Source organism: Lederbergia citrea (genome assembly GCF_018343525.1).
GTDB classification, from domain to species: domain Bacteria; phylum Bacillota; class Bacilli; order Bacillales; family Bacillaceae_C; genus Lederbergia; species Lederbergia citrea.
In genome coordinates this window covers 778,313-803,888 of sequence record NZ_JAGYPH010000002.1, presented here as the reverse complement: position 1 = coordinate 803,888, position 25,576 = coordinate 778,313, and the positions used below count along the sequence as shown (strand labels likewise).

The following is a 25,576-nucleotide window of genomic DNA, read 5'->3' as shown; positions in this document are numbered from 1 at the left end:
CGGCCCCATCTGCCAATTTGGCAGACACATACTAAGATGCTGGGGCAGATTCCCTCAATCATCAGATTCATAAGAAAAGCGCAAGCGCCCGTTTAGCGACGTACAAACTTTTAGGGATTCCGACGAGATAAAGGAAACACGGTAAGCCTGTAAGGCGAACCGATGTTGACTTATCGTAGGAAGAATCCTGAAGTTTGCTAGTCGCTGGGCGCTGGAGCTAGACGAGAAAGCCAATTTGTTTTACTAAACTGGCGATGTAGAAAATAGTAGCTCATCCTTGAGCATTTCTCCGAATCCGTTCGTTATGTTACTTTCATTTAATTTTTACATTAAAGTTCAAAAAATTTGGCAATGCTTTTTGCTACGGCTTTATGGTCTATTTTATAGTTTCCGCTTTGGACCTGGTTTTTCAAATCGGCAATTCGGGCTTCCCGCTCTTTCACGATTGACGGAGTTTGCTGCATTTCTTTCGCTTCAGCGGAGATTTCTACCTTATCCGTTTTACCTGGGGCTTGCGGCTGTTCTGTTTTACTTACTTGCCGTTTATATGGATTATTATCCACAGGTCGAAAAGGATTGATTTTCATGGCCATTCCTCCTTTTAATCCGTCCAAATTCATTCTTATACTATTAATATCGGTTTCCAACTTTGATTGTTTAGAGCTGATTTATAGTGAAATTCTACCAAATTTCGACTAGTTATTTTCTCTTATCCCGAGATAGATATACGGCCTTATGTAACGCTTCTTGACGATTCCGTTCCATTTCGAAAGTCTCGAGTTCTCCGATCATTCCCGTTACGCACCCTTCGCATAATTTTCCTTTCCGAATAATCTTTCCACATTTATCGCAAGGATAACCTAAATTCGGAAATTGTGCAGTGTGCAAACGCCCACTCCGCACCCATTTATAGAGCAATTCTTCTTTTACACCCGTTACCTCCGCTACTCTTTCAATCGTTGCTGCTCTATTTTCCCGGACACGCAAAAACCGATATACCTTTTCATAATCAGCTTCTTCCTCACGGTAACATTTATCGCATATATCACGAATCGCATGTTTGACATAAATATCCCCGCAATTCGGGCAGTTCAATAAATCCATTTCATATCCTCCTCAGCCGTCTATAATCATCTTACATTTTATATCGGCTCAATGATGTGTATTTGTAGGCTAGCCTCGTGCCAAAGTAAAAGACTTGATCGATTCTGCACCGGCATTTTTCAGTGTTTTTGCAGCTTGGTGAAGTGTGGAACCAGTTGTATAAATATCGTCAATGAGGAGAATCGTTTTTCCTTTTATAGATGTGGAAGAAGAGTTAATCTGAAAAATTTGGTCCTGCGCGAGCCGTTCTTGACGAGTTTTTTTCGATTGTTTTTCAGAATGGATTCTAATGAGCAGGTCGTCAGACGTGGTTAATTTTGCTGAGGTGGCAAGGGCAGTGGATTGGTTAAAACCTCGTTCTTCCAGCCGTTCTCTACTAAGTGGAATAGGTACAAGAAAATCATAATGAATTGACTTTAATGCAGAACCGATTTGTGGTGCAAATGCTTTTGCCAATTCGTAATCACCCCGGAATTTATAACGTGCCAATAATTCTTTTAAAAAGTCATTATAAATGAAGAGTGATATGTTTTTTTCAAGTATCCCTTTCCACTTCGCATCCTGTTCCCAGCGACTGCAATCCGTGCACATCTTTCCTTTAATATATTCAGGTGAAAGCCCCTCGAGAGGACGGGAACATTTTTCGCAAGTACCGCCGGTTATTGGCTGAAGACTTTCAAGGCAAGCTTTGCAAAAAAATGGTTCTACAGATGGATAAAACAGCTTTTGCCACGATATTTCGCTCTGGATAAACGTATCGCAGTAGAGACAGTGATTCATGAATCAATCAGCCCTTTCTTTTTCGCTTGTTTATTCATTTCCGAAATATGGACGAGCGCTCGTATCATCGCTTTCGTTCGGCCGTAATGAAAAAAAGTAATATTTCCACCGGGAAAATCTGCACTTCTGCCGACCCGTCCGGCAATTTGGACGAGTGCCGCTTCGGTGAAAATATCGTCTTCAGCACCGATGACAGCGACATCAATATTAGGAAAAGTTACGCCTCTTTCTAAAATCGTTGTCGTAAGAAGAAGAGGAATTTCTCTTTGGCGCATTTTTTCTACTTTTTCCTTGCGAAGTGGATCTTCCGAATGAACGGTTTCAATATCAGGGTGAAGTTGGCGAAAGAGTGGAAGTGCTTTTTCCATTAGTTCGATATGAGGTAAAAACAGGAGCGTTTGTTTTCCGGTTTGGATTCGCTGTATGGTCCAGTTCTTAACGGTGTGAGGAATCCGGCCTTTTTCCAACTGCTTCCGCCAATTTCCACACCATTTAAAAGTAGGTACAGGAAGCGGCTTTCTATGATAGCGCGCAGGAATTTTCACATGTGGACGTTTCCCGTATTTGCATTCAGCTTGCCATTTGGCGCTTGGTGTGGCGGTTAAAAAGATGCGGGTTGCCTTTATTTTTGTGGATTTTTCTACTGCCCACTTCAGACTGTCATCGAAAGTAAAGGGAAAGGCATCAACTTCATCAACGATCATGACGTCGAAGGCTTTTTCAAAGCGAAGGAGCTGATGTGTGGTGGATATGGTTAGCGGGGCATATTGATGGCGGTCATCACTGCCTCCGTAAAGTGCAGCTACTTGTATACTTGGGAATACTTTTTTAAAACGCGGGGCGAGCTCGAGAACGACATCGGTTCGTGGAGTGGCGATGCAAACTCTTAGATTCTTTTGCAAAGCTTGATTAATCGCTTCAAACAACACCTCTGTTTTTCCTGCTCCGCATACTGCCCAAACGAGCAGCTCGGCGTTTTCATTGACCGCATTAACAGCAGCTTTTGAGGCAGTCATTTGTCCAGGGGAAAGCTCGCCTTCCCAAGAAAGGAAAGAATCGCTTTTATCCGGCACTTCCGGATTTGGCCCAGCCCAACTGTAAAGAGGAGTACATGTCGATACTCGCCCCATCATGATGCATTTTCGGCAATAATGGCAGCCGCCTTCGTTTCCGCAAGTGGCACATGGGAAATTAGCGAATAATCTTTGTGTCGTGTTAGCACAGCGATTGCAGCGCAATAACTTCGTCTGCCGGACAATACCGGGAGTTGATTGAATAAGCTCAAGTTCGCTGTGTTTCTTGATGAGTTTTTCCGGAAAGGGGATTTCAGTAGCTAGGAGGGAGCGGCCAGATAGGTGGCTCTGGAGTTCAGGGGAGAAATTGCTTGTGGTCTTATTTTTCAAAAATTATCACCTCATTGGATTTCAGATAGGGTTGAATAGGTGCCGGCGACAGCCAACACCTTCCCTTACTATTATTTTACCGTCCAGCCCAGTCCCATTGCCCCTTCACCAAGATGGGTGCCGATGACAGGACCGAAATAACTGATGCTGAATTCAACGGTTGGATAGAGCGCTTCAAGCTCGGATTTCCATTCTGCTGCTTCCTGCACTCGATTCGCGTGGATAATTGTAGCCTTCAACCGCATACCCTTGTCGACATCTTCGCCTAACATTTCCTGGATTCGCTTTAATGCTTTTTTGCGGGTACGAATTTTTTCAAATGGAACGATCACTTTATTTTCAAAATGGAGTACCGGTTTAATGTTAAGGAGACCGCCGATAATGGCTTGCGCACTTGAAAGCCTTCCGCCACGTTGAAGATGAGAAAGGTCATCGACCATAAAACAGGCTTTCATAGCAGCTTTTAATTCATCAAGTCGTGGAAGAATCTCCTCTGGACCATTACCCTGCTGGGCCATCCACGCCGCTTCCAATACATAAAACCCTTGTGGCATGCAGCTTATTTCAGAATCATATGTATAAATTTTTACGTTTTCCGCCATTTCCGCGGCGGCAACTGCCCCTTGGTATGTACCGCTAATACCACTGGAAAGGTGGATGCTTATGATGGCATCATATTCTTTTGCGAGCTGACTGTATAGCTCTTCAAATTCACCGATAGGCGGCTGTGACGTTGTCGGGAGTTCGCTTCCGTTTCGTACTTCCTCGTAGAAATCTGGAGCTGAAATATCTATTTCTTCCTTATATGGTTCACCATTAATGATTACATTCAATGGAATCATATATATATCGAGGTTTTCACGTATATGCTTCGGTATGTATGAGGTGCTATCCGTAACGACCGCCGTCTTCATTATTAATCATCCTTTATACTTTCATTGATTTCCTCCATTCTATCGAATAAGCACCATTTTGAAAAGGGTACATAGTTCGGGGGGTGACAGGCACCACCCGAACTATGTCGAATAATGTTGACAACTTGTATATACAGATTTAAACTCTATTTGTACATATATATTTCAAATGATATGTAATCGCTTCATATTTCTGGTTTTCGCTCATCTTTAAAGGGAAAGTGTAAAAGGATATATCTACCAGATTGCTATCATTTTATTTAGAGAGGGGAACTGGTTATGGGAGTCAATAAGACTTCGGTTCAGGAGATTATTGCAGCGCTCGGCGGGAAGGATAATATTCACTCGGCGACGCATTGTGTGACACGCCTGCGGACGGTGCTTAATGATGAAAGCAAGGTGGATAAGGAAAAGCTTGAAAATATTGATATTGTGAAAGGATCCTTTTCTACCAATGGGCAATTTCAAGTAGTGATCGGCCAAGGGGTTGTCGATAAAGTTTATAATATTTTCGCGGAAGAAACGGGGATACAATCAGCAACGAAAGATGATGTCAAAAGCGCTGCTGAGCAAAATATGAACCCGTTGCAAAGGGCAATTAAGGTTCTTGCGGATATTTTTATTCCGATTTTGCCTGCGATTGTAACTGCCGGGCTATTGATGGGTCTGAACAATATCCTTACGGGCTCAGATATTTTTTACAAAGGTCAATCCGTAATCGATGTTCACAAGAATTGGGCAGACGTTGCGAGCATCATTAACTTAATCGCCAATACGGCCTTTGTATTTTTACCGGGACTAATTGGTTGGTCTGCAGTAAAACGGTTTGGCGGAAATCCGTTGCTTGGAATTGTGCTGGGCCTCATGCTTGTCCATCCGGACCTTTTGAATGCCTGGGCATTTGGTGATGCGCAAGCAAAAGGAGAAATTCCTTATTGGAACTTGTTTGGATTAGATGTACAGAAAGTTGGTTACCAAGGACAAGTATTACCAATTTTATTTGCTTCCATTTTACTTGCAAAAATCGAACTGTTTTTAAATAAACGTGTCCATGATTCTGTAAAATTACTCGTCGTCGGACCTGTGGCGTTGCTTGTCACTGGGCTCGCTGCTTTCATTGTTATCGGTCCGATTACTTTCTGGATCGGAAATGGCATTACTGATGCGGTTGTATGGCTATTCGCACATTTTGCATGGCTTGGAGGAATTATTTACGGCGGACTGTATGCAGTGCTTGTTATTACGGGGATGCATCATACTTTCCTAGCAGTTGATCTTCAGTTGATTGGTGACCCGAAAATTGGTGGGACCTTCCTATGGCCGATGGTTGCGTTATCCAATATTGCACAAGGATCAGCTGCACTTGCTATGATGTTCCTAGCTAAGAAAGAAAACGAAAAACTGCGAGGTTTGGCAGGAACTTCTGCCCTATCAGCATTCTTGGGGATTACAGAACCAGCCATGTTCGGTGTAAACCTGCGCTATCGTTACCCATTCTTTAGTGCGTTAATTGGTTCTGCCATCGCAGGAATAGTGCTTTCCGTGAATCATGTTATGGCATTTTCAATCGGTGTAGGCGGACTGCCGGGAATCCTCTCAATCACACAAGGATACCGTCTAGCCTTCCTACTCGGAATGATCATCGTGCTCATCGTTCCATTTACACTCACAATGCTCCTCTCCAAAACAAGACTCGCAAACGACAAGTAACGACAAGTGACAGGCACGCCCCGAGTTTTGTCGAATTGAATTCGGGAGGTGACAGGCACGCCCCGAAGTTTGTCGAAGTATTCTAAGGCTTGTGGATGATTAGTGAGTAGAAAGCAATAGTGTTTTATTCTCAGGAATACGAAAAAAGGGGTGCATGTTTTGATTAAATGCACTCCTTTTTTTCATTTTTTTCTCCTTTTCCCTTCTTTCTTACCCCACTACTAGTACAAAGTAGGAATAAAAGACTTGAAGAAAAGCAATCTCATTGGCCCATTTACAATAAATGGCAGTCCATATACCATTAAACTATCAGATTAAATAACACCATGAGCTCTTATCTTTTATATAGAAGAGAGGTGTTTAGTATAAGAGAATTGTAAGCGCAATCAATTTCTATCACCTTAAAAAATACGAGGAGTGAGAAGATGAGAAAGAAAATTGCAGCTAGTTTCATATGTGCAAGTTTGGCATTTAGTAGTTTCACAGCAGTGCAACATGCATTTGCGGAAGATAGTGCGGCAACATCCACGATACAACAAAGTGACAGCCAATTTTTTGAAAAAAGAGGGTATGAACTAGAAGTCATATCCGATGCTAATAACGCCGATTTGCAGGCCGTTATTCCTGACTTTGTCGAGCTCTATTTTAAAATGTTTCCAAAACTAGTGAAGGACTATGCAGCTGATCGTAAAGCTGCACCAACGAAAGTGACTTTAAAATTTGACCCGACCTACGATGGCGTGGCTTATGCAAGTAACGGTACGATTGTTGTAAGCGTCGACTACATAGTGTCTCGCCCATATGATGTTGCATTGTTTACCCATGAATTATCTCATATCGTTCAGGCGTATCCTCGCTATGATAATTCCAACTGGTGGTTAGTTGAAGGTATTTCCGATTATATTCGCTATGCCTACGGTCCTCATGACGGAAGGTGGATGTTGCCAGAGGAAGTAAAAGAAACTGACCGATATGACAGTGGATACCGAGTTACGGCTCGCTTTCTATTATGGCTGGAACAGCATAAAAATAAGACGATTGTTGATCAATTAAATGCTCAGCTCCAACAAATGACGTACGACTTAAATTCTTTTAAAACATTAACCGGAAAGTCTATTGAAGAACTATGGCAGGAATACAAAGAAAATCCAGAAGTAAAAGTAAAATATAAAATAAAATAAAAAACGACAAGTGACAGTGAACTGCACCCCAATTGTTAGACACATACTCTAACAATTGGGGTGTATTTTTATGGCTAAATTTACTGCGGAAGAAAAATTACAAGCTGTTGCTCGTTATTTAAATGGGAATGAGAGTTACAGAGAAGTCGGAAAATCTCTGGGGATAAATTTTAGACACATCTATAAATGGGCAAAGCAATTTGAACATAATGGGGTAGAAGCTTTTAATAAACAATGTACAAGTTATACACAACAGTTTAAACTGGATGTACTAAACTTTATGACTGAAAATGGCGCATCCTTAACCGAAACAGCAGCTATATTTAATATTCCTGCACCTTCTAGTATTCTTGTTTGGAAGAATCAACTCGAAAAACAAGGAATTGATGCCCTTCAGACAAAGAAAAAGGGGCGTCCATCCATGAATAAGGAGTCAAATAAACAACCAAAACAAGCATTAGCTGAAGGTTCAGTTGAAGCTTTAGAAGCGCGCATTAAACAGCTTGAAATGGAAAACGAGTATTTAAAAAAGTTGAATGCCTTAGTTCAAAACAAGGAAAAATCACCAAACAAGACAAAGCGCAAATAGTCTTTGAGTTAAGGCATAAATATTCGGTGAAAGCACTTGTAAAGCTCGCTGGCATTCCACGTAGTACGTATTATGACTTAGTGAAACGAATGAATCAGCCTGATCCAGATGCCGATTTAAAAGTAGAAATCAAAGCGATTTATGAAGAACACGAAGGTCGTTACGGTTACCGTCGTATTCGTGATGAGCTAGCGAATCGTGGAAAAAAAGTAAATCATAAGAAGGTTCAACGTATCATGAAAGAGTTAGGTTTGAAATGCCTTGTACGTATGAAAAAATATAAATCTTATAAAGGCACTGTCGGTAAAATTGCGCCTAATCATTTAGACCGCCAATTTACAGCGGACGCCCCTAACGAAAAATGGGTAACAGATATTACGGAATTTAAATTATTTGGAGAAAAGCTGTATTTATCGCCTGTATTAGATTTATTTAATCGCGAGATTATTACGTATACCATTGGCCCGCGACCAACGTATTCATTGGTTTCGGAAATGTTAGAGAAGGCATTAGAACGCCTACCTGAAGAGAACTCACTACTGATGCATTCAGATCAAGGCTGGCACTATCAAATGAAACAATATCGCCATGCGCTTCAAGCAAGAGGGATTAAACAAAGTATGTCTCGTAAAGGAAACTGTTACGACAACTCTGTGATGGAGAACTTCTTCGGAATACTAAAGTCAGAATTCATTTACTATGGTGAATTTAAGAGTGTAGAACATTTTCAACAAGAATTAGAAAAATATATAGAATACTATAATACGAAACGGATGAAGGCAAAATTAAAAATGAGTCCGGTACAATACCGAACTCATTTTGAGCAAGCTGCCTGATGAAATAACCGTGTCTAACTTTTCGGGGTCACTTCACAGGCACGTCCCGAATTTTGTCGAAAAAAAGGACAGGTTCGAACGTATGTTAATACGTTCTCGAACCTGTCCTTTTGTTTTATCTGACTTCTACCCAGCCGTTTTTGATTGCGGTGACTACTGCTTGGGTGCGGTCGTTGACGTTCATTTTTTGAAGGATGTTGCTGACGTGGTTTTTGACGGTTTTTTCACTAATAAAGAGTGCTTCGCCGATTCCACGGTTGCTTTTCCCGTCTGCAAGAAGCTGTAATACTTCGCATTCCCTGCTTGTCAATAAATGAAGTGGGATATGCAGTTCTGGCTGCTGGTAACCACTGCCTTGGTTATGCTGATTAGCGAGACGGCGATATTCGTTTACCAACTTATGTGTTACTTTAGGGTGTATGTAAGATCCACCATCCGCAACTATTTTCACTGCTTCGATCAATTCATCCGAATCCATTTCCTTCAGCATATAACCACTTGCCCCTGTTTTAAGAGCATGTGTCACATATGCTTCGTCATCGTGAATCGATAGAATCATAGCTTTCGTATCTGGATATGCCTCAATCAATTGACGTGTCGCTTCGATACCGTTTGTCGTTTTCATATTGATATCAAGAAGCACTACATCCGGCGAATGTTCCTCCACCAGTTGAACAGCGGCACATCCATCTTCACCTTCTGCCACAACCGAGAATGTTTTTTCAAATTCAAGAATACGTTTCACACCTTCACGAAACAATTGATGATCATCAATGATTACAATCCTAGTTGTCACAATTTATTCCCCCTCATGCCTCTAAATCACATTTTTTTAATTAATCCATTAATGGTATTTGAATCTTTACTGCTGTACCTAAACCTGGCTTAGATTCAAAAGAAATTGAACCTTCTAAAATAACGATCCGTTCCTGCATACCTATTAGCCCGAAGGATCCTTGTTTTCTCTCCTCAGGATTAAATCCGACACCATCATCTTTCACAATCACTGTTACATAATCTTTTAGTATTTCCATTTTGACTTTTATTTCACTAGCTTGTGCATGCTTCAATGCATTTTGCACAGCTTCCTGGATCAACCGAAAAAGAGCCACTTCATATTTGGAAGCTAATCTTTTTTCCTGGCCCAGAGCATGAAAATAAATTTTTACGACTTTATTATATTCTTCGACTGTGGCTAAATACCTTTCAAGTGTAGGAACGAGACCAAGATCGTCTAGTGCCATTGGCCTCAGGTCATAAATAATGCGACGTACTTCATATAAAGCTGCCCGGATCATTTCCTTTAAACTGCGGATTTCTAGCAGCGATTGTTCGGGTCCTTTTTCCCTGTGCACCTTCTCAGCTAGATCTGACCGAATTAATACATTAGCCATCAGCTGGGCAGGGCCATCATGAATCTCGCGGGATAGGCGCTTCCTTTCTTCTTCTTGCGCCTCAATAATACGCAAGCCGAAATCTTGTTTCATCTTCGCGTCTTCAAGGGCAATCCCAATTTCTTTTATGTCACATACTAAATAATTGGAGACGATGGAAATTTGCGATACGAGTGTTTCTGCACGATCAATGGTTTCCTGCAGAGCCAGAAGGCGCCTTTCCAAGTCATCCCGGCGTACCCTAAGTTGCTTTTCCAATTGATTATTAATCGTCAGCTTTGTATGTAGCTCATGGGCATTTTCATAAACTTTTCGGACATGTTCCTCCGAAAACTCACTGAAATTCCTGCTTACTTCAGAGAGGCGTCGCCTCGCAAGTTTAGATTTAATCTCTAGACTGTCGCCTTCTGTGATGACTTGCTTCACTTGCGTTTTAATCTCTTTTAACTCCGCTACAAAAGAATCGTGATCTTGCCTGCATTGCTCACCTATTTTAAAAATTTCATCCTTACTCTTATCTACTGTATCTATCATTTGCTCCACAATCATATCTAGTGCTTTAATATCAAGTTTTCTTAAAGCCATGTTTACCTCGAGGGATACCCCCCTTTACAGGATTTAAATTTATTTTACATGATTAAATAGAATTCAACTATTTTAAAACATCAATTCTCTGAAAACGATTCTAAACTACCGAATACAAACTATTTAAATAGTTATCACATCGCACTTTATACCCATTACCCTAGAAAAAAGACCCGTTAAAAACCTATATCCGTAGAGCTATATTACAGTTTCATTACAGCTTTTTATAAAGCCTAATGATACTATTTACTTATTATATCATGTATAATTTTGTGTAACATTAAGATTTCCTTACATTTACTTCGTGGAGAGGAGCCGATTCATTGCTTCCGCACTATTTTACTGTAAAAGAACCGGGCGAACACGAAATCATCATTCAAAAATCGCGATTTATAGCCCACATCGAAAGGGCTGAATCGGAAGAAAAAGCCCAAGCATTCATTCAAGAGATTAAAAAGAAACATTGGAATGCTACCCATAATTGTTCTGCCTATTTAATTGGCGAGCACAACCAGATCCAAAAAGCTAATGATGATGGCGAGCCAAGCGGAACAGCTGGTGTCCCAATGCTCGAAGTTCTGAAAAAGCGCGACTTAAAGGATACAGTCGTCGTCGTGACAAGATATTTCGGCGGTATTAAGCTTGGCGCTGGCGGTCTCATTCGTGCTTACGGAAAATCAACGTCTGAAGGGATCAATGCTGTAGGTGTAGTTGAAAGAAAGCTTATGGCCATCATGCATGTGAAAGCAGATTACCCATGGCTTGGTAAATTAGAAAACGAACTGCGGTCATCCGTTTATCAGCTGAAGGATATCCACTATTCCGATCAAGTAGAGATTGAAACATATGTTGAAGAAAGCCAGATTAAAAATTTCACTGATTGGATGACGGATATGACGAATGGCCAAGCTGAAATTTCACAAGGGGAAACATTGTACTTGGAAACTGATATCCCTGTTTGATAGTAAAAACCCTGAAAGCTCACTTTCAGGGTTTTCTTTTAATCTTTTACCGCCCCCGCTGCAATGCCGGAAATAAATTGTCTGCTAACAAATAGGAACATAATAATCAACGGCAATGTTGCTAGAAGTGTACCAGCCATAACCATCCCGTAATCAGTAGTATAAATACCATTCAATTGCGACAATGTTACTTGCAATGTGTATTTCGACGGATCATTGAGTACGATTAACGGCCATAAATAATCATTCCAAACGCCAATAAAGGAGAAAATACCAAGGAAAGCTAAGGCAGGACGCAAGATTGGCAAGGCAATATTCCAATATAAGCGGAAATGGTTACAGCCATCTAGCCTTCCAGCGTCTAGTAAACTGTCATTTATGGCTTCTTGAGAGAACTGTCTAACCCAAAATATTCCAAACGCATTCGCTACTCCCGGAACAATCAATGCTTTAAAAGTTCCGACCCAACCTATTTTTGAAATGATAATATAGGAAGGTATAAATGAGAGCTGCGACGGAATCATTAAGGTAATAAGCAAAAGGCCAAACAGCCACTTTTTACCCGGAAATTCAAATTTAGCAAATGTAAATCCGGCTAATGAACAGAAAAATAATACACAAAGTACAGAAACTGTTGTAACAAATAATGTATTTAAGAATGCTTGAAAAAAGTCAACATTTTCCATTACATTCGTCACATTCGTTACTAATTCAGATCCAAATATGAGCTTTGGCGGGAATCTCAATATATCGCTCGTTTTATTTGTTGACATGACGGCCAGCCAATAAAAAGGGAAAACCGATATTGAAACTCCAATCAATAGTAAAAAATGCAAGATGATAGTCTTCATTCGAAGACGAGATTTATTCACATTCACAAAAATCCCTCCCTTTCTAATCCTATTTAGCTCCCGCTTTCGTAACGATTTTCCAGTTCAACAAGGAGAATAACCCAATAATGACGAATAACGCCCAAGATACGACTGACGCATAGCCAAATTGATTGTCGATAAATCCTTGTTTATACATATAGAGAGTAATCGTTAAGCCAGCCCCTCCGACACCGCCGGAATTTCCAAGCAAAACTTGCGGTTCTGTAAACAATTGCATGGATCCAATCGTCGTCATCAAGACTGTAAAGAGAATAATAGGTCTTAATAAAGGAATCGTGATGTGGAAAAATTGCTGGGCAGTATTGGCTCCATCAATTTTTGCCGCTTCATATAAGTCATTAGGGATCGCCTGTAATCCAGCTAAATAAATAATGGCGTTATAGCCTGTCCATCTCCAGACTACCATGGAAGCGATAACAACTTTCACTAGTATGCTAGAATCCAGCCATTTTACTGGCTCCGCTCCGATAGTTGTTAATATGTAGTTAAATAAGCCGTATTGATTGCCGAAAAATGATTTAAAAATAATCGTAACTGCAACGATCGAAGTAACGTTTGTAATAAAATAAGCCGATCTGTAAAAGCCTTTATATTTTACAAATGGTGCATTTAATAAAAAGGCAATAATTAAGGCTCCAAAAAGCATCGGGAGCGTCGATATAAACCAAATAATAAAGGTATTACCTACCGACTGCCAAAATAAATTGTCTGATAATAAATACTTGAATTGTTTTAGGCCAACAAACTCCATTTGTCCAATGCCATCCCATTTTTGAAAGGACAAATAAAGGGAGAAAATAATCGGAAATAAGCCAAATATAATAAACAATATATAAAAGGGAGATATGAAAAGGTAGAGTGCTTTATTTTTGTATATTTCCCTCCATAAACTACTTTTAGAAGACGCCTCAATAGGTTTCTTCGCTGGTTGTTCGGTCTTAATCGCGCTATCCATGAAATACCTCCTCGCAAAGCTACTATGACTGGAATTTATAATCAGGCGAGGTGAAAAACCTCGCCTGATCAACAAAATATTATCGTGAAAGCTCTTTTTCTACATTTTTCAAAACATCATCCCAAGCTTTTTTAGGATCTCCGCCTTGTTTCGCTAAATCTGTTAATGCATCTGAGTAGATGGAGTTAACTCTTGAAAAATCCACCCCAAAATAACGTGGTTTTACATTTTTAGCAGATTCACTAAATACTTTTGTTGTCTCTTCATTACCAAAGAATTCTTCTGGAGAACTCATTTTAGGATCCTCAAAAATGCTTGGTGTAGAAGGGAATAAATCCATCGTTACATAAGATTGAAGCTGATTTTCAGGATTCATCATCCATTCGATTACTTTATAGGCTTCTTCTGGATATTTTGAGCTTTTCAAAATACCGATAAATGATCCTCCGTTATTTCCGTCTCCGCCTGGTGCTCTCGCAATACGCCATTTCCCAGCAGTATCAGGAGCTGCGTCTTTCAAAATATTTTTCACCCAGACAGCACCAATAAATGAAGCTACTTGTCCATTATTCATACCAGCATTCCACTCAGTTTCATCTGTAAGGTCTGCGCTTAAACCTTTTTCATGTATCGTTACAGCCCTGTCCCAAGCTTCCTTAATCGCCCCGGAATCTCCAATGAAATTGTCGTTCTCATCGAAATAAGCATGGTCACTTTGGCTGATGGATTGTGTGAATACACGATTTAGCGTGTCAAACATTTTTGCATCTGTAGCTGCCCCTAATTTTTCACCTGCTGCAATATAATCATCCCAAGTTGCAAGTTCCTTAGATACTTCTTCTGGATCTGTCGGTAAACCAGCTTGTGCGAATAGATCCTCGCGGTAGAATAAAGCAGTTGGCCCCGTATCCATTGGCAAGGCGATTAAGTTTTTCCCGTCAGGTGTTAAGCCATAATTCCATTTCCAATCTAAATAATCGTCTTTAACTTTGTCAGCGCCATAGTCTAATAGATTCACAAACTTATCATGATTTGGAAGGAATTCTGTCACCCAGTCGTTCAAGCCGACAATATCTGGTGCTCCTGTACCAGTTGTTAAAGCTGTTTGTAATTTTGTTTTATACTCTCCACCATCGATTTTTTGCGCTTTAATATTAATATCAGGGAATTGTTCATTTACCTTTTTGATTAAATCGTCATCAATGGAGCGATTCCAATACCATAAAGTAAGCGTGATCTTGCCGTCTTTATCCTTTCCTCCCTCTGAAGAGCTGGACTTACTACAGCCGATCATGGAAAAAACTAAAATCAATGTTGCTAAAATACTAAAAACTTTTTTCTTTCCCATTCTTGTGCACCCCTTTTTTAATATTGATATTGGTAAAAATTTAACTCCTAGCATAATTGTTAAAGCGCTTGCATTTTGAATGTTATGTAAATTCGGTAATTAGAATAATAGAGGACATCGAATTAATTGTCAAACCGTTTTCTGACACTTTACACAATTCGACAAAATCACCTTTAATAACAAAAAAAAACAGCACCTTTTCTCCTATTTAAGGTAGGTGCTGTCTAGATTAATATTGCTTATTTCGCTGCTTCAAGCGCTTGCTTTGCAAGCATCAAGGCACCTGTAATCCCTGCATCGTCGCCAAGACCAGGTGCAACAATATAGTCCTCAATTCTTTCGGTAACTTGTGGTAGTGGAACATAGCCATTGAGCAGTTCCTTCACTTGTTGATGAACGAGTGGGAATAGCTGCGCTTGCTTCATGACGCCGCCACCCATGATAATTTTTTTCGGTGATACGATGACAATGTATTGCATGAGCGCCTGTGCAAGATAATAGGATTCGATTTCCCAAACTTTCTCGTTGTCTTGTAATTGATGGCCTTTTTTCCCCCAACGCTTTTCAATCGCCGGGCCCGCAGCCATCCCTTCTAAACAATCTTGGTGGTATGGGCAAGCACCAATAAAAGAATCATCGGGATGCCTCCTCACCAAAATATGACCCATTTCCGGATGGGAAAGTCCTTGCAACATTTTCCCTTGAACGACAGCACCTCCGCCAATGCCTGTCCCAACCGTTATGTATAAGCAGCTATCAACGCCTTGTGCTGCACCATGCATCATCTCACCCAATGCTGCGGCATTCACATCCGTATTGAATTCAATCGGGACATTCAATGCCTCTTCCATCGTTTTTACGAATGGAAAGTTGGCCCAGCCTTGTTTAGGTGTAGATGTAATATTCCCGTATGTCTCACTATTTTTGTCGATATCTACTGGACCAAATGATCCGATCCCTAGAGCATCGATTTCATATTTTTGAAAAAATCCGATGACTTCCGGCATTGTCTGTTCCGGAGTTAATGTATCAATTTGGATTCGCTCAATGATTTTTCCATCTTCCGTTCCAACAGCGCATACAAACTTCGTTCCCCCTGCTTCAATGGCTCCTAACATTAGAAACACCTCTTTTATTTAATATACTTTCAGTTTACCATGATTCTGAAGAGTATATTAATATAATGTAAATATCTAAAAAGTCAGCTGCCAAGCAGCTGACTCAAATTAAAAACCATACACTTCAAATTCATAAATTCTTGTCGCCTGATCTCCGCCTTGGGTTGGCTGAATGATATCCAGCCGGACGTATCGTGCTTCGATCGGCATGATTGAATGCTCGGATATCCCAAGTGAATTGTCATTAACGGCGACAGCGTCTGACCAATGGACTCCGTCCTGACTAACCTTAATCGAGAATGCTTTCGTATTGAATGCTGCTGGCTCTCCACCTGCTTCAGCATGTTTTAATACGAACTTTGTAAGATGCTTGGATTCCCTAAGGTCAAGCTGAAGCCAAGCGTTTTTATCGAGAGAGCACCATTTACTATTATTCGTGACAATTCCGTCGGTTGCTTTTTCTGCACCTTCACTTGCTGCACATCGGCCGCTGACGGTTCCGATTTTATTTAATGCAAGATTTGTTATATTTTTAGCATCTTTTGAAATTGTAATGAGCGCTTCTTTCGTTACTGTATCTTTACCTTCACTATTTTTGGCAGTTAAACGAACGGTATATTTCCCTTCTTCTGAATACATCACAATCGGGTTTTCTTCCGTGCTTGTCTCCGGAGATCCACCTTCAAAATACCATTCCCATTCCTCAGTCACTTCTGACGATTTATTGAAAAACTGAATTTCCTCACCCGGTGCTGCTACGGTTTGCTTTACATCAAAATCAGCTGTCGGTATTGGATAAGCTGGCCATTCAAACGAAGTCGAAATTGGTTTACTGCGCTGATTGTGTTCATTCACAGTGACAACTTCCAATTTTGTTGTTTTCTCTTTCCCAATTCTTTTCAGATTGGATAAATAATAGGTCGTATTCGGCGTTGCTCCTACCCATTCTTTGCTTCCATCAGGAAGTATTCTATAAATGTCGTAGCGACTAACATTTTCTTGTGTATCCTTCCAATTTAATGCTAGATTCGTATAAATACCTTGTTGAAATTCTTGTTTTGAAGATTGAAGATGTTTGACAGTCGCCGGGCTTTCTTTATCGGCTTCTTTATTATATATCTTCAATTCTCCTATATTCATCACATAATCTTCTATTTTTTTATCGTTTTCAAGCAAAATTGAAATTGTCGCAATTGTTTTTCCTTCGTATTTTTTTAGCTTCAATTGATCTGAAGTCCACCTGTCATGACTCTTTTTCTTTACGTCAAAGAACGTGAATTTGTCGGGATGATCTTGGAAACTAACTCCGACTTTCATGGTTGGTGAATCAACCTTTGTTTTATACGTGATGGAGATTTCAGTATCTTTTTCAATTGGCAAATTTGTTTTAAACAGCTTAAAATTAGTCGCATTACTTTTACTAATTTCACCGGAAATCTTTAAGGAACTTCCGCCATAAAAAGGTTGATCCCAGTCAAAGTCAATTTCTAAGGGAGTTCCATTACTTTCTCTGATCCAGCGCCAAGTTGGCAGGATATCTTGAAGGCTACGGTTGTTCCATTCGTTGCTTGAAACGGTTTTACCGTCCAATGCGAATGTTTTTCCACTTCCTGTATTAAAATTAGTCGTAAATGGGAGTTCATTAATTACTGTTTTTGCCGTAAAATAATGAGCCATTCCCTTCCATTGGCCATTATCAGCTGTTTTACGCGGATCTCCGTTTTTCCCAACCCAAAACAGATTTTCTTTTTCAAAAAACTCTTCGGTGGAGAAAGCTGTTTTAAAAGCCCAATCCGGACGATAAATCCCCAGCGATGTATACGGTTTTTGCCCTTCAGGAAAAATCCCTTCCCAAGGAATATTTGTTTCTGTACCGCGCGCCTCTACATCAATGCCGGTATACAAATCATACTCGCTTCTTCCAAGTTGTTTTGCTTTTTCAGAAGAATTCTTCTGGCTATTCCACCAAAAGTTAAGGAACATACTATCGGATTTCTCGAAAAACGTTTGGTTCCTGTCTGTTAACGCATTTTGCCAAGAAATTCTTCCGTTATCAATCATGGAATCATACCACTGAATATGCATACCTTCTCGCTTATTTGCTTGTAAATAATCAAGAAAATCATTCATTTTCTCAGCTGTTTTAGTAGTGCCGCCTTCTGTTTCCTGATTAATAAACCAACCGTCAAAACCGTAGTATTCAGCTACTTCCAAGAGCTTGTCTGCAGCTGGAAATGATCCATCTTCATTTTGGACAAGCATTTGTTCAACCCACGCAAATTTTCCGCCGTAAACTGTCGGAGGGAAAAAGATATTTCCTAAAATGGGTACGCCATTTTTATGTGCAGCATCAATGACATCAGCGCTCGGGGGAACAATGATGCCTTCCCCGGCCGATCCGGCCCAGTACACCATTAAGTCAACGTATTGCCAGTAGCTGAACGTATTGGCAAAAAATTCTTTCCCACCTTGGGAAGGAACGCCGCTCGTATGCGGATTTAAAGCGGAAAGAGCAGCAAGCTTTGCATCTGATTGAGCATGATTATTATCTTGATATAAAGATTCGCTTTTCTTCAACGGAACTGTACTCTTATTGAAACTTGCATGCGGATCGTTTTCAGGAGTCCACTCCATCAGCCCTTCAGGGAACCAATAAGATGAAACGGGCTGATCAGCCATACTTTTAATAGGCGAAAAAAATAGTATAACAAGAAAGATTAAACAAAATGGAAATTTTCTCAAATCCATACCTCCATCTATATATTTTTTTAAAAATTTCCCCTCACCCCCTGTAAGCGCTGTCATTTTTTTATAAATAAAAGTTTTCGATCTCTTCAGAAATTATTACATAAAAAAAAGGGCCAGTCTAGGAGCTGACCCCGAAATAGGCTATTAGACTAGCCTAGATCTTTGTTATAGGTAAAATGGCACTTTTGATAAATCTTCTAAAGGCCATTTGGCCCTCTTCCGTTCTTTTAAATACTCCCGCATGTTCAAGCACGATTGAAAAAATCCGTCCCACTTCATCACGCAAGATGCCATGGATATTTTCCTCATTGAGTTGCGGGTAGGAATCAATAATGCCGGTTGCCCATGCAGCGTGTTTACTAGTTCGGTCATCGGCAATAAGGCGTTCCTGATAATCAGGCTGCAATAAATAGTCCGCGACTAGCTGTAGCTCTTCTTTTAATCGACCTGGAAGAACTGCCAGCCCCATTACTTCAATTAAACCAATATTTTCTTTTTTGATATGATGTACTTCATCATGTGGGTGAAAAATGCCAAGCGGATGCTCTTCATTTGTCCGGTTGTTTCGGAGGACCAGGTCAAACTCGAAATTTTCACCGGAACGGCGAACAATCGGTGTGACGGTATTATGCGGAACAGCAGCGCTTGACGCATGAATGCCTACCTCTGGATCACTGTAATATTTCCATGAGTTCGTGACAAGAGCAGCAAGATCAGCTACCTGCCCACGGTCCTTTCCGCGCAGACGGATGACTGACATTGGCCAGTTAACAATACCCGCTTCGACTTCCTCATATCCCTCAAAAACAAATGACTCTTCTATTTCCGCTTTAGCCATTGGAAAAACGTGATTTCCGCCTTGGAAATGATCATGGCTTAATATTGACCCGCCGACTATCGGCAAATCTGCGTTTGATCCAACGAAATAATGAGGAAATTGTTCAACAAAAGCAAGCAGTCTTTCAAAGCCCGCTTTCGAGATTTTCATTGGCTCGTGTTCCCCTGAAAAAACAATCGCATGCTCGTTATAGTATACATATGGAGAGAATTGCAGGAACCATTGATTACCGTTCAAATCTACAGGAATAATCCGGTGATTTTGCCGGGCAGGATGATCCACTCTTCCTGCATAGCCAACGTTTTCTTTACAAAGCAAACAATCCGGATACGAAATCGTTACGTTGTTTTTTTCAGCCGCGATGGCAACTGGATCTTTTTCAGGCTTTGATAAGTTGATCGTAATTTCGAGATCACCATACGGAGTTGAAGAGTACCAATGTTCATTTTTGGCAACCCGGTCCGTCCTAATATAATGGGAATCCTTCGAAAGTTTGTAAAAATAATTAGTTGCCGCTTCAGGCCCCTCTGATTTATAAATGCTATAAAAATGATGGATAACCGTCGAAGGTCTTGCCACAAATGCACCCATAATCTCCGTATCCAGCAAATCACGATACGTCACAGAATCATGCTCAAGCCGCCCATTCTCCGCTGCCCAATCCAAAATCGTCCCCAAAATATCGGGGAGTGACAGGCACGCCCCGAAATTTGTCGAATCGGTTTGTTGCCATTCATCGAGGTCTAGGGTGGCGAGCAGGTCGTTCCGAACGTAGTCAACATCCCATGTTTCGATCAGTTTTTTTTCCAGGCCATATTGAATGAGCTGTTCTAATGCTTCATATATATTCATCGTTCCAACCTCTTTCATTGAACATAGCCTTCTGGGTGCTTTTGGAACCATGTCCATGCACTTTCAACCATCGATTCTAATGAGTCGTATTGAGGTTTCCAGCCTAACTCCTTCTTCGCTTTTTCCGATGAAGCGACAAGCCTCGCTGGGTCGCCTTCACGTCTTGGAGCCACAATTGCCGGAATTTCTTTTCCAGTTACCGTCCGCGCTACTTCAATGACTTCCTTCACACTGAATCCGTTGCCGTTCCCCAAGTTATAAGTGCCGCTGTTATTTGTTTTTCGTAATTTTTCTATCGCTAAAATATGAGCATCAACCAAGTCCATAACATGAATATAATCGCGGATACATGTGCCGTCCGGTGTGTCATAATCGTCGCCAAAGATGGATATTGCATCACGTTTACCGAGGGCTGCTTCCAAAATAATCGGAATTAAATGCGTTTCCGGATTATGATCTTCGCCAATAATGCCATTCGGATGTGCACCTGCAACGTTAAAATAACGAAGAACGACGTGTTTGATTCCGTACGCTTGTTCACACCATTTCAGCATTTTTTCAACCGCAAGCTTCGTTTCACCATATGGATTCGTCGGGTTCGTTTCTGCAGATTCAAGGATTGGAATTTCTTTCGGTTCCCCGTATGTTGCTGCCGTAGATGAAAAGACAATGTTTTTAACACCATGCTTATTCATCGCTTTGAGTAGTGCAATTGCTCCACCAACATTATTATCATAATACTTGAGCGGCTCATGCACGCTTTCACCGACAAGCGAATCGGCTGCAAAATGCATAACAGCTTCAATATTATTTTCCGTAAATACAAGATCAAGCAATGGTTCATCACGAAGATCGCCATCATAAATGACCGCACCTTCCGATAGCGCTGCAACATGCCCCTTTTGCATATTATCTAAAACGACAACCTCTTCCCCGCGTCCAAGCAACTCCGCAACCGCATGGCTGCCAATATACCCAGCACCGCCGCAAACTAAAATCGCCATCCAAACTCCTCCTCCATTTATTCGACAAATTCCGGGGCGTGCCTGTCACTCCCCGATTTGTTTTCGACATATTTCGGGTGGTGCCTGTCACCGCCCGATTTCTCGTGCTCCGTCTCCGATGCCGACGACGTAGAAGTCGGCTTTGAGTTTTGTTGCTGCTTCATATTTTTCGCCGACGTTTTTAATAAATTCGTTAAGTTCCGTTTTGTTCACTACGTTAATAGTACAGCCGCCAAAGCCGGCGCCGGTCATGCGTGCACCAACGGCTCCTTCATCCCAAGCTGCTTGTACGAGTGAATCAAGTTCATTTCCGGTAACTTCATAATCGTCCCTGAGGGATACATGCGAATCATTCATCAATTGGCCGAAAGCTTCTATATCACCTGCATTTAACTTTTCAACAGCAGCCAATGTGCGCTGATTTTCTGAAACAGCATGTTTTGCCCGCTTGCGGTCGATTTCATCTTGAATGAGATGCTGATTTGCTTCAAACTCCTCAACGGTCAAATCTCCAAGCGATTCAATATTGAGTTCAGATTGCAACTGCGCCAATGCCCGCTCACATTGTTCGCGGCGCTCATTGTATTTAGAATCGGCAAGTCCCCGGCGTTTATTCGTATTCGCAATGACCAACACATGGTCTTCCAGTTGAAGCGGACTATATTTATATTGAAGTGTCTGACAATCAAGTAAAATTGCATGGCCTGCTTTACCCATACCGCTGGCAAATTGGTCCATGATGCCGCAATTGACGCCAATAAACTCATTTTCAGCCTTTTGTGCAAATTTTACAAGTTCAACCATATCCAAATTTAACCCACATAATTCGTTCAGCATCACCGCAGTTGCCAGTTCAATCGATGCTGATGACGACAAGCCTGCGCCGTTTGGAATGTTCCCGTAAAAAAGGACATCAAATCCATCATCCAATTTGAGACCGGCTTTTTGAAAAACATCGGCGACTCCTTTCGGATAATTCGCCCAGTTGTCTTCTTCCCGGTATTTAAGGGTTTCCAAACTCGATTCAATCACGCCAACTTCAGGGAAATTGACTGAATATAAACGAAGCTGCTGATTGTCTCTTTTTCGAGCTATCGCTGTTGTCCCGACATCCAGCGCACATGGAAAAACGTGACCACCGTTATAATCCGTATGTTCTCCGATTAAATTGACACGTCCAGGGGCAAAAAATGTGCGGATTTCTCCACCTTCACCAAATAATTCAATAAATTTTTCTTTCAATTCATTTATCTCTTTCAACGCTTGTCACCTTCTTCATTTTCGTTATTATTGAATAAAATAACTTACTTAATTAATTTAACTTACTCATTATGGTATAGTATATTTAATGTTTTTGCAAACGGTTTTTTCATTTTCAAAAGGATGTGTGATTGGATGAAAATAGGAAGCTTTCAATGGATGAAATCTTTAAATCGATCCATTATTTTAAATAAAATTCGGACGGATGGACCCATTTCCCGTGCAAAAATAGCTAGGGAAACAAAACTGACCCCACCAACCGTGAGCAGCCTTGTCAGTGAATTAATCGAATCCGAGCTTGTAATTGAGAGCGAACAAGGCGAATCACTTGGTGGCCGAAAGCCGACAATGCTTGTCATTAATAGCGGACGGTTTCATGTCGTTGGCTTGGATGTCGGACCAAAAACGATTCGTGGTGTTCTTGTAGATTTATCGGGTTTCCCGATCATAAAAGAAGATTGTCCTATCCCTTCCACAATCACAAAAGAAGAATTGCTTATATTAATGAAGGAAATGGTTTCCAAAGTCGTTAGCTCTCATAGTGGAAAAGAGGTAATTGGAGTCGGTATTGGCATGCACGGTGCAGTCGATGTAGAAAGTGGAACGAGTTTATTCGCACCTATTTTAAACTTACGGGATATTCCTTTAAAAGCTGAATTGGAAAGCGAATTTAATGTCCTTGTAAAAGCAGATAATGATGTTAGGGCAATGGCTTTCGGTGAATATTGGTATGAACGGGAGCAACAATGCGAGAATATGGTCACTGTAAATATTGGCCACGGTGTCGGGGCTGGCATCGTCCTGAATGGCAAGCTTTTTCACGGGGAACATGATTTAGCCGGTGAAATTGGTCATATGACCGTAGATATGTCGGGGCGGCTATGTTCGTGCGGCAACATTGGCTGTTGGCAAACATTAGTATCAGGTCCTGCGATTGCAGAGACAGCAGTTGACCTGCTTATGAACGGTTCAAAGAGTCAATTGCGAGAAATGGTGAACGGCGATTTAAGTAAAATCGAAGGAAATAGCGTATACGAAGCAGCCCTAGCTGGAGATAAGTTTGCCATTGATATTTTACAAAAAACAGGAGAATACATTGGAATTGGCTTAACCAATTTGGTTCATATGCTCAATCCGGCCAAAATTATTATTGGCGGCGGTGTCTCGGACGCAAGCGAATTTATTTTGCAACAGATCAAGGAAACACTTGCTAAGAGAGGGTTAACTGATCAAGCGAAAGCGACAGAAATTATCTGTTCATCGCAAGGTGTATATGGAACGGCGATGGGGGCTGCGGCACTCGTACTCGGGGAAATATTCGAAGGGTCATCATCTCCGGTGAATTAATCGGAGATAATGACCCTTGTGTTTTGATTGTTTAATTTAATGAGGGAAATAGAGGCGTTTTGCAGTTATTCAATACCAGCGATTTTTTTGAGGCGGTGGGTGTCGGTTTCAGTCTTCCAAGTCCGCTTTTCAAGTAGTTCAAGTTTGGCGTCAAACGTGTCTTGTTTCTTTTCAAATGCGTCTTGCTTTGCTTTTATTTCTCCGAATTGCTTATATGTTTCCAATTTAAAACCTTCGAGATTTGCTTTTAATTCTTCTTGGCCGTGAATTAATGCACCTAAAATACGGCTATGCTCATCCAATTTTGTTCCGTGCTCGTCCAGCTTCTTCAAGATTAAATCTAATTTTTCATCAATGTTCATGTTTTCACCACCTCTCTTAATAACAATAATAACACCGTGATAAAAACTAGGCTAGTACCAGTTTCATGCATTCAGTCATCATTCTCTATTCCCCACATACAACTAAATTGATAACGGTTTTTCTTGGGGGGATGCTAATGGAAGTCCGTGTTCGAACCGGTGACACACTTTGGCACTATAGCCAGTTATTTTTCATTCCGCTAGTGCTAATCATTGATTCTAATCCAAATATTAACCCGAATGTCCTACAAAATGGGCAGGCTGTACAAATCCCTGGTTTTACTGAGGATTCGTATGTCATTCGCAAGGGTGATACGATATGGAAACTAGCGCAGAGGCGTAATTTGAATATTGATGTTTTATTATTATTAAACCAAGATCTGAATCCTAGTAAGCTGCAAGTCGGACAGAAAATACGACTACCCTCAAGGGTAACGAAGCTCATCGTTAATGGCAAACAGGCCTATGATTTTCAAAAAATGAAAACGGATCTTGATAAACTTGGGTCCATTTATCCATTTATGAGAAGGGGTGAGGTTGGAAAGAGTGTGCTTAATCAGCCGCTTTATAATGTAGAAATCGGAAAAAGCAGCCGGAAGGTGCAAATAAATGCTTCCTTCCATGCAAATGAATGGATTACTACTCCCATCCTCATGCAGTTTTTAAATGAATACCTGCTTGCATTAACAAACGAACGAACGATAAAAGGAGTATCCGCTCTAACGACATATTTACGATCGAAGCTAACCGCGATTCCAATGGTCAATCCGGATGGCGTCAATTTGGTCGTCAACGGACCCCCGGCAGGTAGAATAGATGAGTTAATCAAATTGAATAAAGGCAGCGAAGACTTTTCCGGTTGGAAAGCGAATATTCGCGGGGTTGATTTGAATAAACAATTTCCGGCAAACTGGGAATTCGAGAAGGAGCGGAAACCAAAGGAACCCGGCCCACGCGATTTTCCCGGGTATAAACCTTTGTCAGAGCCGGAAACAAAAGCCATGGCAGACATTGCCATTAAAGAAAATTATGAGCGGCTGCTCGCTTTGCATACACAAGGAAAAGAAATATATTGGGGCTACGAAGGGCTTGAACCTCCTGAATCTGAAGTGTTGGCAAACGATTTTGCATCAATAAGCGGATATAAAGCAATCCGCTATGTTGATAGTTATGCCGGCTATAAAGACTGGTTCATTCAAGATTTCCGCAAACCGGGATTCACAATCGAACTGGGGCTTGGCCATAATCCACTTCCTATTACTCAGTTTGACGAAATTTATACACACGTCTCCGGAATATTTGTAAGAGCATTAATGTAGTGAATGATTGTACTATTAAAAGATGAGACCAAATAGATAAATATACCTATAATTTTTAAAAATGGGTCATTCCC

Annotated in this window: 22 protein-coding genes; 6 read left to right on the top strand and 16 right to left on the bottom strand. The window is 40.9% G+C overall.

Annotated elements, in window-relative coordinates; all coding sequences use genetic code 11:
• Nucleotides 1–329 precede the first annotated feature (329 nt).
• The 5 genes from flgM to KHA88_RS12775 all read right to left on the bottom strand — a co-directional run bounded on the left by flgM (nucleotide 330) and on the right by KHA88_RS12775 (nucleotide 4,201).
• Nucleotides 330–587, bottom strand: coding sequence for a flagellar biosynthesis anti-sigma factor FlgM (flgM, locus tag KHA88_RS12795; RefSeq protein WP_213098233.1), 258 nt, complete (start codon nucleotides 585–587; stop codon nucleotides 330–332).
• Between the two features lie 112 nt (nucleotides 588–699).
• Nucleotides 700–1,104: a TIGR03826 family flagellar region protein gene (locus KHA88_RS12790; RefSeq protein WP_213122140.1), complete on the bottom strand. Its 405-nt coding sequence runs from the start codon at nucleotides 1,102–1,104 to the stop codon at nucleotides 700–702.
• Nucleotides 1,105–1,173: 69 nt separating this feature from the next.
• On the bottom strand, nucleotides 1,174–1,884 hold the full coding sequence (locus KHA88_RS12785; protein ID WP_213122139.1) for a ComFC family protein: 711 nt from the start codon (nucleotides 1,882–1,884) through the stop codon (nucleotides 1,174–1,176).
• The gene (locus KHA88_RS12780; RefSeq protein WP_213122138.1) at nucleotides 1,881–3,287 is read right to left on the bottom strand and encodes an ATP-dependent helicase ComFA; all 1,407 of its coding nucleotides are present in this window, start codon (nucleotides 3,285–3,287) and stop codon (nucleotides 1,881–1,883) included. The genes KHA88_RS12785 and KHA88_RS12780 overlap by 4 nt, the downstream gene beginning before the upstream one ends.
• 71 nt (nucleotides 3,288–3,358) lie before the next feature.
• Nucleotides 3,359–4,201 carry a DegV family protein gene (locus tag KHA88_RS12775; RefSeq protein ID WP_213122137.1) on the bottom strand — a complete coding sequence of 281 codons (843 nt, stop codon included), beginning with the start codon at nucleotides 4,199–4,201 and terminating at the stop codon, nucleotides 3,359–3,361.
• 279 nt (nucleotides 4,202–4,480) lie between these two features.
• Here KHA88_RS12775 and treP point away from each other — a divergent pair, with 279 nt between their 5' ends.
• The 3 genes from treP to KHA88_RS12760 all read left to right on the top strand — a co-directional run bounded on the left by treP (nucleotide 4,481) and on the right by KHA88_RS12760 (nucleotide 8,517).
• Nucleotides 4,481–5,911 carry a PTS system trehalose-specific EIIBC component gene (gene treP / locus KHA88_RS12770; protein ID WP_213122136.1) on the top strand — a complete coding sequence of 477 codons (1,431 nt, stop codon included), beginning with the start codon at nucleotides 4,481–4,483 and terminating at the stop codon, nucleotides 5,909–5,911.
• 425 nt (nucleotides 5,912–6,336) lie between these two features.
• Nucleotides 6,337–7,092 (top strand): basic secretory protein-like protein, encoded by a 756-nt coding sequence (locus KHA88_RS12765; RefSeq protein ID WP_213122135.1) that lies wholly within the window; start codon nucleotides 6,337–6,339, stop codon nucleotides 7,090–7,092.
• A gap of 70 nt (nucleotides 7,093–7,162) precedes the next feature.
• A protein-coding gene (locus KHA88_RS12760) for an IS3 family transposase (protein ID WP_213121260.1) occupies nucleotides 7,163–8,517 on the top strand; the annotation gives its coding sequence in 2 pieces (ribosomal slippage) (nucleotides 7,163–7,616 and nucleotides 7,616–8,517; 1,356 coding nt in all).
• A gap of 115 nt (nucleotides 8,518–8,632) precedes the next feature.
• Here the strand turns inward: KHA88_RS12760 and KHA88_RS12755 are convergent.
• Together KHA88_RS12755 and KHA88_RS12750 are read right to left on the bottom strand one after the other, a co-directional pair.
• Complete coding sequence (locus tag KHA88_RS12755) at nucleotides 8,633–9,313, bottom strand: response regulator (RefSeq protein WP_213098241.1); 681 nt, start codon at nucleotides 9,311–9,313, stop codon at nucleotides 8,633–8,635.
• A gap of 40 nt (nucleotides 9,314–9,353) precedes the next feature.
• Complete coding sequence (locus KHA88_RS12750; protein ID WP_213107897.1) at nucleotides 9,354–10,496, bottom strand: sensor histidine kinase; 1,143 nt, start codon at nucleotides 10,494–10,496, stop codon at nucleotides 9,354–9,356.
• Nucleotides 10,497–10,819: 323 nt separating this feature from the next.
• On the opposite strand from KHA88_RS12750, the gene KHA88_RS12745 reads away from it, so the two are divergent.
• Nucleotides 10,820–11,458, top strand: coding sequence for a YigZ family protein (locus tag KHA88_RS12745; RefSeq protein WP_213122134.1), 639 nt, complete (start codon nucleotides 10,820–10,822; stop codon nucleotides 11,456–11,458).
• A gap of 38 nt (nucleotides 11,459–11,496) precedes the next feature.
• Here KHA88_RS12745 and KHA88_RS12740 read toward each other — a convergent pair whose 3' ends face one another.
• From KHA88_RS12740 to KHA88_RS12705, 8 genes are all read right to left on the bottom strand, one after another.
• Entirely contained in the window at nucleotides 11,497–12,309 is an 813-nt protein-coding gene (locus tag KHA88_RS12740) for a carbohydrate ABC transporter permease (RefSeq protein WP_213107895.1), read from the bottom strand.
• A gap of 49 nt (nucleotides 12,310–12,358) precedes the next feature.
• A complete protein-coding gene (locus tag KHA88_RS12735; protein WP_213098245.1) occupies nucleotides 12,359–13,306 on the bottom strand; it encodes a carbohydrate ABC transporter permease in 948 nt (315 codons plus the stop codon).
• Between the two features lie 79 nt (nucleotides 13,307–13,385).
• Entirely contained in the window at nucleotides 13,386–14,654 is a 1,269-nt protein-coding gene (locus tag KHA88_RS12730) for an ABC transporter substrate-binding protein (protein ID WP_213122133.1), read from the bottom strand.
• Between the two features lie 239 nt (nucleotides 14,655–14,893).
• Complete coding sequence (locus KHA88_RS12725) at nucleotides 14,894–15,772, bottom strand: ROK family protein (protein WP_213122132.1); 879 nt, start codon at nucleotides 15,770–15,772, stop codon at nucleotides 14,894–14,896.
• Between the two features lie 108 nt (nucleotides 15,773–15,880).
• A complete protein-coding gene (locus KHA88_RS12720) occupies nucleotides 15,881–18,514 on the bottom strand; it encodes an endo-beta-N-acetylglucosaminidase (protein ID WP_249313098.1) in 2,634 nt (877 codons plus the stop codon).
• A gap of 160 nt (nucleotides 18,515–18,674) precedes the next feature.
• Nucleotides 18,675–20,210, bottom strand: a complete 1,536-nt coding sequence (galT, locus tag KHA88_RS12715) for a UDP-glucose--hexose-1-phosphate uridylyltransferase (protein WP_213122313.1) — start codon at nucleotides 20,208–20,210, stop codon at nucleotides 18,675–18,677.
• Nucleotides 20,211–20,224: 14 nt separating this feature from the next.
• On the bottom strand, nucleotides 20,225–21,214 hold the full coding sequence (gene galE / locus KHA88_RS12710; protein ID WP_213122130.1) for a UDP-glucose 4-epimerase GalE: 990 nt from the start codon (nucleotides 21,212–21,214) through the stop codon (nucleotides 20,225–20,227).
• Nucleotides 21,215–21,301: 87 nt separating this feature from the next.
• The gene (locus tag KHA88_RS12705) at nucleotides 21,302–22,465 is read right to left on the bottom strand and encodes a galactokinase (RefSeq protein WP_213122312.1); all 1,164 of its coding nucleotides are present in this window, start codon (nucleotides 22,463–22,465) and stop codon (nucleotides 21,302–21,304) included.
• Nucleotides 22,466–22,609: 144 nt separating this feature from the next.
• Here KHA88_RS12705 and KHA88_RS12700 point away from each other — a divergent pair, with 144 nt between their 5' ends.
• The gene (locus tag KHA88_RS12700; protein WP_213122129.1) at nucleotides 22,610–23,821 is read left to right on the top strand and encodes an ROK family transcriptional regulator; all 1,212 of its coding nucleotides are present in this window, start codon (nucleotides 22,610–22,612) and stop codon (nucleotides 23,819–23,821) included.
• 65 nt (nucleotides 23,822–23,886) lie between these two features.
• On the opposite strand, the gene KHA88_RS12695 is transcribed toward KHA88_RS12700, so the two are convergent.
• Entirely contained in the window at nucleotides 23,887–24,183 is a 297-nt protein-coding gene (locus KHA88_RS12695; RefSeq protein ID WP_213122128.1) for a hypothetical protein, read from the bottom strand.
• Nucleotides 24,184–24,320: 137 nt separating this feature from the next.
• On the opposite strand from KHA88_RS12695, the gene KHA88_RS12690 reads away from it, so the two are divergent.
• Nucleotides 24,321–25,502, top strand: a complete 1,182-nt coding sequence (locus KHA88_RS12690) for a M14 family metallopeptidase (protein ID WP_213122127.1) — start codon at nucleotides 24,321–24,323, stop codon at nucleotides 25,500–25,502.
• The last annotated feature ends 74 nt before the right edge of the window (nucleotides 25,503–25,576 follow it).

What these genes read in the sequence shown, in the direction of transcription:
- KHA88_RS12735 (WP_213098245.1), bottom strand. Translation starts at nt 13,306, where the DNA reads ATGGATAGCGCGATTAAGACCGAACAACCAGCGAAGAAACCTATTGAG.
- KHA88_RS12750 (WP_213107897.1), bottom strand. Translation starts at nt 10,496, where the DNA reads ATGGCTTTAAGAAAACTTGATATTAAAGCACTAGATATGATTGTGGAG.
- KHA88_RS12740 (WP_213107895.1), bottom strand. Translation starts at nt 12,309, where the DNA reads ATGAAGACTATCATCTTGCATTTTTTACTATTGATTGGAGTTTCAATA.
- KHA88_RS12790 (WP_213122140.1), bottom strand. Translation starts at nt 1,104, where the DNA reads ATGGATTTATTGAACTGCCCGAATTGCGGGGATATTTATGTCAAACAT.
- treP (WP_213122136.1), top strand. Translation starts at nt 4,481, where the DNA reads ATGGGAGTCAATAAGACTTCGGTTCAGGAGATTATTGCAGCGCTCGGC.
- KHA88_RS12730 (WP_213122133.1), bottom strand. Translation starts at nt 14,654, where the DNA reads ATGGGAAAGAAAAAAGTTTTTAGTATTTTAGCAACATTGATTTTAGTT.
- KHA88_RS12700 (WP_213122129.1), top strand. Translation starts at nt 22,610, where the DNA reads ATGAAAATAGGAAGCTTTCAATGGATGAAATCTTTAAATCGATCCATT.
- flgM (WP_213098233.1), bottom strand. Translation starts at nt 587, where the DNA reads ATGAAAATCAATCCTTTTCGACCTGTGGATAATAATCCATATAAACGG.
- KHA88_RS12690 (WP_213122127.1), top strand. Translation starts at nt 24,321, where the DNA reads ATGGAAGTCCGTGTTCGAACCGGTGACACACTTTGGCACTATAGCCAG.
- KHA88_RS12775 (WP_213122137.1), bottom strand. Translation starts at nt 4,201, where the DNA reads ATGAAGACGGCGGTCGTTACGGATAGCACCTCATACATACCGAAGCAT.
- KHA88_RS12785 (WP_213122139.1), bottom strand. Translation starts at nt 1,884, where the DNA reads ATGAATCACTGTCTCTACTGCGATACGTTTATCCAGAGCGAAATATCG.
- KHA88_RS12725 (WP_213122132.1), bottom strand. Translation starts at nt 15,772, where the DNA reads ATGTTAGGAGCCATTGAAGCAGGGGGAACGAAGTTTGTATGCGCTGTT.
- galT (WP_213122313.1), bottom strand. Translation starts at nt 20,210, where the DNA reads ATGAATATATATGAAGCATTAGAACAGCTCATTCAATATGGCCTGGAA.
- KHA88_RS12695 (WP_213122128.1), bottom strand. Translation starts at nt 24,183, where the DNA reads ATGAACATTGATGAAAAATTAGATTTAATCTTGAAGAAGCTGGACGAG.
- KHA88_RS12765 (WP_213122135.1), top strand. Translation starts at nt 6,337, where the DNA reads ATGAGAAAGAAAATTGCAGCTAGTTTCATATGTGCAAGTTTGGCATTT.
- galE (WP_213122130.1), bottom strand. Translation starts at nt 21,214, where the DNA reads ATGGCGATTTTAGTTTGCGGCGGTGCTGGGTATATTGGCAGCCATGCG.